This is a genomic window from Iodobacter sp. BJB302, from assembly GCF_002735645.1.
Lineage (GTDB): Bacteria > Pseudomonadota > Gammaproteobacteria > Burkholderiales > Chitinibacteraceae > Iodobacter.
The window spans coordinates 1-9,747 of record NZ_PDZG01000109.1 but is presented as its reverse complement, the minus strand read 5'-3'; the positions used below and the strand labels follow the sequence as shown (position 1 = coordinate 9,747).

The following is a 9,747-nucleotide window of genomic DNA, read 5'->3' as shown; positions in this document are numbered from 1 at the left end:
CGTTTTGATACCTGCTTCGCCAGTTAAATATTGCTGAACGACAGAGAGCTTGAATTGCGTTGAGTACTTGGACATAAAAACACCCCAAAAATATGGACGGGTGTCCAACTTTTGGGGTGCAGTTCACTTGTGATGCAGGCTTTTTTAATTAGCATCAGTCAGCAGCTTAATTAAAACTCACCCATTTCTTTTAATTCACTGGCAACAATGGATGCAGCAGCCTGATTTAAAACGATCTGTGCGGCAATCAGCGCCATGCGATCAGAAGCAGCAAGAGCATGATATTGATCATCGGACTTACTTTTCCAAAACACTTCACTCGCTGGTGTTAAGGGCTGAACAAAAGCCAGCATCAGATCATCATCATCAAATGCATATTCCACCATGGTGGTCTGATTAGAATCAGTGATTGTTTTCAATTTTGCGCTGGATGAGTTGATTTTCACATCGGGTTCATGATGATCAGCTTCAAAAAAAGCCATGCCCATTTGAGCATCAAGATTCATACCGATGGCTGAGTATTCAATTACAAATTCTTCGCTGTATTCACCCAGATCAAAACTGGCAAGCAAATCTTCCCAAAATTCTTTTTCTATTAATTCAAATGCTTTCATAATGCCCCGGCACCAGATCCAAAAAAACACTTTAAATGAGCATAGATCAACATGCCAATAATCTTTTAACCTTAAATCTGCCCTAAAAACCAATTCACAATATAGAAATGGTCTTCAAACAACTCGGCTTCCATACGGTTAAATTCAAATAACGGCACCCATTTAGCCCGCTCTGCATCGTCCCCGCCACGCACCTTAGGCAAGCCCTCACCAGTGGGCGTAAGCTCAATTAAAAACGCATGGGTAATGGTGCGCCCGCGCAAGGACCTGTGCGGATGATCAAAAACCCGTGAAGAGCGAATCGAGCCCGCCAGCACCGGCGCAGGCACTTTTAAACGCGTTTCATCGCGCAGCTCCCGGATCACCGCGTCTTTAACCAGCTCATCCTGATTAATAAACCCGCCCGGCAAGGCCCACAGCCCGCGCCCCGGCAGATTTTTACGCCGCACCAACAAAATATGCCCGGAATGAATCACCACCGCATCCACAGTAACAAAAGTGGGTGGGTAAGGCGCCGCCGACCATGCCTTGCGATAGTCCTGCACAAAGCGCCATTCTGCCTCCAGATTGGCGTAAACATCCCCTGAGCGAAACGCTTGTAAATGCGCATAGACAGGCGCGGGTAATTTATCTGCGCAAAGCCCTGCCCCGCCATCGGCAAATAGATTACGGCGCACTTGCGAGGCATGAATGCCCGCTATCTCGGGCACTTCTACCCTCTGCCACTGCGGAAACAGATCAAGGTAATAAGTGTGCTTGCTGCGGCTGCTGCCTACGATGCCTACTTTAAACTGCGCTTCGCGGCTGCCAAGGCTGGCGGTATCCACCGCAATCACTTTATCCACGAGGCTTTGCACCTCGGTCACCCACTGCTGATCGTTATACATTCTGTCCGAGCAGCCCACTACAAACACTCTGTCCTGCATTTCTGGCGGCAATGCGGCCCTCAGCATCGCTTCACGCTCCGGCACGGTCCAGGGGTTGCGCGGGTTCCTTGCCTGACGGGCCGAGCCGCAAATCACAATCAACTTGCCCGCCCGCTCTAAAGCCGCCTTCACCACCTGCAAATGCCCAAGATGGAAAGGCTGAAAGCGCCCAATAAATACGAGGTAATCCAGCATCATTCAATCACCCGTCATTTAATCTGACATAGGAAAGAAGCCCGAAAGAAATCACAAGCTTCAAGCTTAAAAGACAAAAAAAGGCGGGTAACACACCCGCCTTTCTCTCCGCAATCTTGCTTACTGGTAATAACGCTTGGAGAACTCCAACATACGTTCGATCGGCAGGCGGGCGTTATCCATTTGCTCACTGCTCAGGTAATCAATGCGTGTGCCCTCGCCCGCTTGAGCGCGTTTTACAGCATCGATCGTGTTCATCTTCATATAAGGGCAGGAATTGCACTGACAGCCCGCGTAAATCGGTGCTTGTTTGATATTCAAGTCAGGGCGGGCAAGGCCCATATTGTAGAGAATGCCGTCTTCAGTCGCGACAAAGATGACCGCATCCGGCTCTTTATCAAAGGCTTTAATCCAGTTCAGCATGCCCGATGTGGATCCCACATAATCGGCCTGTTGCAACACAGGCAGCGGGCTTTCCGGGTGAGCAATCAGGTATTTGGCGCCTGTTACGGCGGCAAAGGCTTCATCCAGCGCGGCCTGATTGAATTTATCGTGCACTTCGCATACGGCGCTCCACAGCGGCATATCGTAGCCATACTGGAAGTTTAAATACGCGCCCATATTGCGGTCTGGCGAGAACGCCACCTTTTTACCTTCGGCATAAAGGCTGGCGATAATGTCATCCACATTACGGCTGGTAACAATCCAATCCGATAAAGCCTTATGCTCGGCTGAGGAGTTAATATAAGAAACATGCACGTAATCTGCGTGTTCTTCACGCCATTTTTGTAAGGCGGCCACGTCGGTTTGGGTGACTAAGGAACAAGTGGAGCCGCTGGCTGGCAAAATCACCTCAGCCTGCGGGTTAAGAATTTTGGCGGTTTCAGCCATAAAACGCACGCCGGCAAACACAATAACGTCTGCGCCGCATTCTTTAGCGTATAAAGACAGCTCCAAGCTATCGCCGACTTTGTCGGCCATCTGCTGGATTTCAGGCTGAGTATAATAATGCGCAAGTGTGACAACACGTTTGGACATGGGAATTCCTCCAATGAAAGGCGCCGCCGTCATCCCGGCAGCATAAAAAATAATGTATTGCTGACGACAAACAGCATCACCAGTATCCCTGGCAAGCGTCAGCAGCCATAAGCGTACCATAACTTAGCCTTTAAATATCAAGCCACTATCTATTTACCCCCTTTTTCAGGCAGAAAAATGCGCAGATAGTGCTTGACGAAGCAGGGGCTCATCTTCATAATGCGACTCCTCTTCTGACGCAACGACAGAAAAGAAAACGAAACAAAGCAGTGATGCGGGAATAGCTCAGTTGGTAGAGCACTACCTTGCCAAGGTAGATGTCGGGAGTTCGAGCCTCCTTTCCCGCTCCAGTAAATCGTTGTAGAAATAAAGTAAGATGCGGGAATAGCTCAGTTGGTAGAGCACTACCTTGCCAAGGTAGATGTCGGGAGTTCGAGCCTCCTTTCCCGCTCCACTTATTTTAGCTCTGTAGTAAAAGCATGACAGATGCGGGAATAGCTCAGTTGGTAGAGCACTACCTTGCCAAGGTAGATGTCGGGAGTTCGAGCCTCCTTTCCCGCTCCATTTCATGTAGAATCAAATCAATGCGGGAATAGCTCAGTTGGTAGAGCACTACCTTGCCAAGGTAGATGTCGGGAGTTCGAGCCTCCTTTCCCGCTCCAAATTTTAAGAATAAAGATTTTATCCTTTATTTAAGTAACCATGGCGGAGTAGCAAAATGGTTATGCAGCGGCTTGCAAAGCCGTCTACGCCGGTTCGATTCCGGCCTCCGCCTCCAGTAGTATTAAAGAAAAAGCCCTGATTAATCAGGGCTTTTTCTTTGTCTGTTATTTCTGAAGCGGTTTTTTTCATAAACAAACCCAAAACAGCCTCTTATTACCTTGAAGAAATGGCAGGCCATTTTTTAACGGGTCGTGTTGGTGATCAGCACAAGCCTTCACCCGCAAAGTTCTTTACCCCTCCAAATCGTCTTCCGCTTTATCCGCATACTGCAATGCAATCGCCTGAAACTGCCCCGCCACCCTTATAAAACCATCTATTAAATCCGGATCGAAATGCTTACCCTTACCCTCAAGGATAATCGCCACCGATTTCTCATGCGAAAAAGCCTCTTTATAGACCCGCTTACTCACTAAAGCATCGTAGACATCTGCCACGGCCATTAGCCTTGCAGACAAAGGGATCTCATCTCCTTTAGCCCCTTGGGGATAGCCAGATCCATCCCATTTTTCTTGGTGCCCATAAGCGATCTCCCGGGCATAGCGCAAAAAGACGCTTTCCTCACCCAGCATTCGCTCTACTTCACGAATAATATTGCGCCCATAGGTAGGGTGATTTTTCATAATGGTAAATTCATCATCGGTGAGCTTTGCAGGTTTATGCAAAATAGCATCCGGCACGCCCACCTTGCCAATATCATGCAAAGGGGCAGATTTGGCCATTCCAGCAATACTTTCCGGATCAAGCTGATGAATAAATCGCGGATGATCAGCCACAGCCCCGGCAAGGCAGCGCAAGTATTCCTGAGTGCGCTTCAGATGTAAGCCTGTTTCCTCATCCCGCAGCTCGGCCATTACACCCATTGCTAGGATTGTTGCATCCTGAATTTTCAACAACTCCTGAGTGCGCTGCTCCACACGCACTTCCAGCGTCTGGTTATAAAGACGAATTGAGTTTTTTAAATCCTGAATCGTAATATGATTTTTGACTCTTGCCTGCACAATGGCCGGATTAAGCGGCTTATGAATATAATCCACCGCCCCCGCATTAAAGCCATTAATCTCATCCGCCGCCTGCGTTTTAGCCGTCAGAAAAATAACCGGAATATCATTCGTTTTACTCTTGGCCTTCAGGCGCTGGCAAACCTCAATCCCATCCATATTTGGCATCATCACATCCAGCAAAACCAGATCAGGAACCGGATCCCGCTCGGCCAGGATTAATGCCTGCTCACCATTATTTGCGATGCGCAGTTTATAAGTATCTTTCAGGCAATCATTCAGCACAGCCAGATTAGCTGGCGTGTCATCCACCAATAAAATTGTCCGGCGATTATTAAACTCTGCATCGAGCATATGACTTCCCTACAATTTTTTCCCGATCAGCGTAAGGCTTTCTAAAGCCCGTTCAAAATCAAAGGTATTAATTGCTTCCCCCAGGCGATCAAGTAAGGTCACTTCAACCCATCCTTCCAGTTGCTCACGTAAACGGTAATACACATCAACCGAATCACCATCACAATCACCCAAAAGAGCCGACAGCTGTTTGATCAGCAAGCCAGTTTTTTCTGTATCCGGCGGATTTTTATGTGGTTCTATAAATTGAGTATAGCCACGGCCAACCGTTCCAAGCATATGATTGAGCGCTGATTTAAAAGGATAAGCTGCAGCCCCCTCATCTGCGGGATAAAGATGAAGCTGCCGCTCCAGCTGCTCGGCAGCCAGCATCAAATCATGCATACCCAAAGTACCCGCCACACCCTTTATCGAGTGAACCCAGCGTTCGGCCCCCTTGGCATCCGTCTTTAACAAGCACTGAAACTGCTCGTAACCCCCTTGATAATCCTGATAAAACTGCTGAAAAAGATGAGTAATCAGTGTTTTATTCCCCCCCAGTCGCTGCAAAACCTCCTGTGTATTGATGCCTGGCAAATGGGGAAGCACAGACTCATCAGGCACTCTGCTTGCTTTTTTAGCCTCTTCCGGACGAGGACGAACAGCCTGCCCCGCCCATTTGGCAACCGTTGTAAACAGCTCATGGGGCTGAACAGGCTTAGTAATATAGTCATTCATCCCCAAATCCAAGCAGCGCTGACGCTCATCCGACATGGCATGCGCCGTCATCGCCACAATGGCCAGAGAATTAAAACGGGGTTCAGAGCGAATTAATTGTGTAGCCTGATGACCATCCACCACCGGCATTTGTAAATCCATTAAAATCAAATCACAAGGCAAAGGATCAATGGATAGCCAGCCCAGCGCCTCCCCGCCATGCTGAGCAATAATGACGCGGGCCCCTACATTAGTTAACAGCTCGTAAGCCACCTGCTGATTAAGCACATTGTCTTCAACCAATAAAATACGCACACCATCAAGACGCTGCACAGGCCCGCTCACCAGATCAGGCAAGACCTGCTCGGCCGAGCGCATCAGCCACAATGACACATAAAACGTACTCCCCTGCAAAGGCGTGCTTTCAATCCAGATTCGCCCTTTCATCAGCTCAACCAAACGCTTGCAAATAGATAAACCCAAGCCCGTGCCACCAAATTTCCGGGTGGTAGAGCTATCAGCCTGAGAAAACGGCTTAAACAATTGGGCGATTTGTGCTGCAGATAAGCCTATGCCTGTGTCTTTTACTGCGATTTGCAAATGCACCCGCTGTTCCTCAGCTTCAAGCAACCTGACTTTCACCCGTACCTCACCCTCAGGGGTAAATTTAATCGCATTGCCAACTAAATTATTTAATATTTGCCCAATGCGCAGAGAATCTCCTAATAAAGAAAGATCACAATCTGCAGCTTGCTCTATATAAAGCCGCAAGCCTTTTTCTTCTGCTTTTAGTGTATAAAGGGCAGCCAGTTTTTCTAAAACAGACTCAAGTCTGAAAGGCAATATCTCCATTTGCAGGCGATTGGCCTCAATTTTAGAAAAATCCAGAATATCATTCAGAATATGTAATAAAGATTCGGCGGTACAACTGGTTTTAGTTAAATAATCTCTTTGCTGTTTATTTAAATCTGTATTTAATGCCAGATGAGTCATTCCAATAATCGCATTCATCGGGGTGCGTATTTCATGGCTCATATTGGCCAAAAAATCACTTTTAAGCCGGTTGGCCTGATCAGAAGCTTCTTTTGCTTTAATCAGCGCCTCTTCGGTGGCCTTACGCAGCTCAATATTGTCGTATACCGCCACAAAATGCGTGACGTTATTCGCAGCATCCCGGATAGGAGACACCGAGACTGACATCCAGACTACCTGCCCCGATTTACAGCAATGGCGGACATCGCGCCGCCATTCATCCCCGCGCAATAAGCTTTGCCACATTTCCTGATAAGCCAGCAAATTAATCTCACCAGAAAGCAGCAAATCGGGGGTTTTACCTTTAATTTCTGCTAATGAATAACCAAATGTCTGCTCAAACTTTGGATTTAAATACTCAATCGCCGCTTGCGCATCTGTAATCAGCACCGGCACAGGATTGGCCTCAATGGCGGCAGAAAGCTGACGTAATTGAACAGCAGCCTGTTTTTGATCGGTAATATCAAAAATAATCCCATCCAGATATTCTGCTTGCTGAGCGGCATTTCTGACAATTTGCCCGCGCTCAAGCACCCAGCGGGTGGCCCCACTGGCATGGACTATCCGATATTCCACCGAATAGCGGTCTGGCCCGGCTAAAGCGGCATGAATCGTTTTTTCAAGCAGCACCAAATCTTCTCGCAACACTAAAGTGCCATAGCTGTGCGTGAGGTGAGGCAAAAGAAAATGTGCAGGAGAGTAGCCCGTTAGCACTTCAATTTCATCATTGATATAGTGCATCCCGCGTGGATACTCGATTTCTCCCCGAAAAACCACACCAGGGATATTGCCTGCAAGCGTGCGAAATTGCGCCTCCTGCTGCAGTAATGCAGCCTCGGCCTGCTGCCGCTCACTCAGCAAGCTTCCCATCAGCACAGAAAGCTGCTCAAGCCCGGCGCTCTCTTTGCCCAGCGCCGGGCGCCCAAGGCTGGCTTGTAAACGATTTGCCGTTTCCCATAAAGCATCAATCGCCCTCTGCCTTGTCAGCACCTCCTGGCGCAAAGTGCTGTTGGCCTTGCTCAGTTCATCTGAGCTGATTTGCAAGCTGCGCGAGCCCAGGGCCACATCCCGGTCAAACTGCTGATACGACTCGTCAATGGCAAGTAATAAACGCCTGAAATTACCCAGCAATACCGCCACAGACCGGTCACGAATATCAACCGCTGCCAAATCTGCAGCCTGCAGCATCGCCTCCACCGCCTGCTCATCAGCCCAAGCCAGGTAGCGCTTTAACTGACGTGCGAGCAATTTATTCATACGGCTGATCACTCAAAATACTGATCGTCATCGTTTGATTGTGTAATTTACAGCCTGTTGCACCCAGCAAAGGGCTGATTTCGCCATAAGAATAAAACCCAGCCAGACTTATTTGCGGGCCAAGCACCCCGGCCACCGCTTCTATTTCTTCATCAACACGCCCCCCCATCACCAATTTACGCCCCACACAACTAACCAGCAGACCCAGCCCGCTGACCGCACCATTGAGCGCTCTGGCGGCCAGAGCCGCTGATTCAGCACCATCAACCAAGGCATCATTACTTGCATGCATCAGCCGCAAATAGCCATCACTAAGTAAATCTCCTGCCAGTGTCAGGCTGCCACTGGCCTCATCAACCCCCAAAATAGTGCGAACTACACCCACTGCCGAATGATCCTGCCCAAGCATCTCAAACGGAAACAGCAGGCCGGAAGAAGGCAACTGCCCGGCGTATTCCCCCAGATAACGCTTATAAACATCCAAGGCAGGCTCATCATCAAGCTCGTACAAAACATTACCCTCATGACGGCTGACCCGCCTAGCGGGACCAAAGGGCTTCCACCCGCCATAAGAACCATGCCCCACAGATACCCCGGCAGGAATCGCCATCGCCACCACGGTATCAGCAGCAACCCCGGCCGGGCTGAATACCACCGTCTGGTTAAATGCAGTGCCATCTCCGGCAAGCCCCCCCATAATGGGCACGCCCGCAGGCAAACCACTTTCCAGCCCGGCAACTAGGGCGCTGCCATTGATATTCACGCCCTGAGCAAACAGCAAAACACCAGACAAAGGCTGCTGAAGCTGCTCTGCCAGCCGCTGCCCGGCCTGTTCGCTGTCCTGCATATCCAGCAATTGCGTCAATGCACACTGAGGCACCCCAAACCGCCAATGAATAGCGGTAATCACGCAGCCATCCTCTCCAACGCCCCCCGCAGAAATCTCGCCCGCAGTTGAACAGCCCAGCAGAGCCGCCGAAGGAAAACTTTGCCTGAGCACACTATATAAAGGGGTATCAGCCAAAAACGCCCGGCTGCCAAACACCAGCAGCCACTGAGGCTCAACGGCCTTTAATTCATCAAGCTGGCTGGCAAGCTGATCAAACCGCCCTAATTTAATCTGTGCAATTTGCATCGCAGTGCTCCTGTGCATGGCTAAATTCAAGTCTAGTCAAATTAATTCATTGCACAAAATCTTCAGCTCTAAGGGGCAATCTGTAAAACTATCGTTTTAAAAGCTTCACCGACGAAGTGATGCCAGGCGGCAAAAAATCATCCGATCTAAAAAAACAAAAAATATTACGTACTCAACAAGCCGAAGCATCAATCAATGACAAGCCATCAGAAAATATTTTTGAATATAATTCAAACACCTAGCTTCCTTAGCCATAAAATGCATCAGATCAGCCCGCCAAACCCACCTCACCCTGATAAAAATTATTGTGGCAGGGGTATTGCAATAATTTCGAAACGCGATAGAATGCACGCCTGTTGTCGCTGACGCAGTTTGAAACAAGCATAAAAAAAACAGGCAGAATATAAAAATTCAGCCAGTTGCCAAAGAGAAAATATTAATCTTTGATTTATGCCAATCAAATGCAAAGCAAATGATGTTGAAATGCCCGGGTGGTGAAATTGGTAGACACAAGGGACTTAAAATCCCTCGCTTATGGCGTATCGGTTCAAGTCCGATCCCGGGCACCACACTCAAGCAGCAAAACTTTAAACCCGCACCCGATAAGGCTTAGCGGGTTTTTTGTTGCCTGCAGCCCATGAAAAAAGCCGGAAAGGTGAACTGACCCCAATTAGTTGGACAGTATAAAAGCTAGGCGCTCAAGGGCTGGGTTCTGTATTGCACAGGACTCAGCCCTTTTAACTTCAGTTTGATTCGGTCGTGGTTATAGTAATGGATGT

General features: G+C 48.7%; 7 protein-coding genes and 6 tRNA genes. 6 read left to right on the top strand and 7 right to left on the bottom strand.

What is annotated here, in order from left to right; genetic code table 11:
* Positions 1 to 170 precede the first annotated feature (170 nt).
* From CSQ88_RS21150 to nadA, 3 genes are all read right to left on the bottom strand, one after another.
* A complete protein-coding gene (locus tag CSQ88_RS21150) occupies positions 171 to 614 on the bottom strand; it encodes a hypothetical protein (RefSeq protein WP_143449548.1) in 444 nt (147 codons plus the stop codon).
* A 71-nt stretch (positions 615 to 685) separates the two neighbouring features.
* Complete coding sequence (locus tag CSQ88_RS21145; protein ID WP_099400041.1) at positions 686 to 1,738, bottom strand: bifunctional nicotinamide-nucleotide adenylyltransferase/Nudix hydroxylase; 1,053 nt, start codon at positions 1,736 to 1,738, stop codon at positions 686 to 688.
* A gap of 117 nt (positions 1,739 to 1,855) precedes the next feature.
* Entirely contained in the window at positions 1,856 to 2,773 is a 918-nt protein-coding gene (gene nadA, locus CSQ88_RS21140; RefSeq protein WP_099400043.1) for a quinolinate synthase NadA, read from the bottom strand.
* 274 nt (positions 2,774 to 3,047) lie between these two features.
* Between nadA and CSQ88_RS21135 the strand changes: the two genes are divergently transcribed.
* The 5 genes from CSQ88_RS21135 to CSQ88_RS21115 all read left to right on the top strand — a co-directional run bounded on the left by CSQ88_RS21135 (position 3,048) and on the right by CSQ88_RS21115 (position 3,551).
* Positions 3,048 to 3,123, top strand: a tRNA-Gly gene (locus CSQ88_RS21135).
* A 28-nt stretch (positions 3,124 to 3,151) separates the two neighbouring features.
* Positions 3,152 to 3,227 (top strand) — tRNA-Gly (locus CSQ88_RS21130).
* Between the two features lie 34 nt (positions 3,228 to 3,261).
* Positions 3,262 to 3,337, top strand: a tRNA-Gly gene (locus CSQ88_RS21125).
* A 22-nt stretch (positions 3,338 to 3,359) separates the two neighbouring features.
* A tRNA-Gly gene (locus tag CSQ88_RS21120) sits at positions 3,360 to 3,435 on the top strand.
* A gap of 42 nt (positions 3,436 to 3,477) precedes the next feature.
* Positions 3,478 to 3,551, top strand: a tRNA-Cys gene (locus CSQ88_RS21115).
* Between the two features lie 175 nt (positions 3,552 to 3,726).
* Here the strand turns inward: CSQ88_RS21115 and CSQ88_RS21110 are convergent.
* The 3 genes from CSQ88_RS21110 to CSQ88_RS21100 are packed head-to-tail and all read right to left on the bottom strand — an operon-like array spanning position 3,727 to position 8,968.
* Entirely contained in the window at positions 3,727 to 4,848 is a 1,122-nt protein-coding gene (locus CSQ88_RS21110; RefSeq protein WP_099400040.1) for a two-component system response regulator, read from the bottom strand.
* A 9-nt stretch (positions 4,849 to 4,857) separates the two neighbouring features.
* Positions 4,858 to 7,833, bottom strand: a complete 2,976-nt coding sequence (locus CSQ88_RS21105) for an ATP-binding protein (RefSeq protein WP_099400039.1) — start codon at positions 7,831 to 7,833, stop codon at positions 4,858 to 4,860.
* Positions 7,826 to 8,968 carry an FIST signal transduction protein gene (locus CSQ88_RS21100; RefSeq protein WP_099400038.1) on the bottom strand — a complete coding sequence of 381 codons (1,143 nt, stop codon included), beginning with the start codon at positions 8,966 to 8,968 and terminating at the stop codon, positions 7,826 to 7,828. Before CSQ88_RS21100 ends, CSQ88_RS21105 begins: the two co-directional genes overlap by 8 nt.
* Before the next feature lie 485 nt (positions 8,969 to 9,453).
* Between CSQ88_RS21100 and CSQ88_RS21095 the strand changes: the two genes are divergently transcribed.
* Positions 9,454 to 9,537, top strand: a tRNA-Leu gene (locus CSQ88_RS21095).
* Between the two features lie 121 nt (positions 9,538 to 9,658).
* On the opposite strand, the gene CSQ88_RS21090 is transcribed toward CSQ88_RS21095, so the two are convergent.
* A partial coding sequence (locus tag CSQ88_RS21090; protein ID WP_143449507.1) for an IS3 family transposase occupies positions 9,659 to 9,747 on the bottom strand: 89 nt, incomplete at its 5' end.

Coding starts and splice junctions, on each gene's coding strand:
- CSQ88_RS21100 (WP_099400038.1), bottom strand. CDS start 8,968: ATGCAAATTGCACAGATTAAATTAGGGCGGTTTGATCAGCTTGCCAGC.
- CSQ88_RS21110 (WP_099400040.1), bottom strand. CDS start 4,848: ATGCTCGATGCAGAGTTTAATAATCGCCGGACAATTTTATTGGTGGAT.
- CSQ88_RS21150 (WP_143449548.1), bottom strand. CDS start 614: ATGAAAGCATTTGAATTAATAGAAAAAGAATTTTGGGAAGATTTGCTT.
- CSQ88_RS21105 (WP_099400039.1), bottom strand. CDS start 7,833: ATGAATAAATTGCTCGCACGTCAGTTAAAGCGCTACCTGGCTTGGGCT.
- nadA (WP_099400043.1), bottom strand. CDS start 2,773: ATGTCCAAACGTGTTGTCACACTTGCGCATTATTATACTCAGCCTGAA.
- CSQ88_RS21145 (WP_099400041.1), bottom strand. CDS start 1,738: ATGATGCTGGATTACCTCGTATTTATTGGGCGCTTTCAGCCTTTCCAT.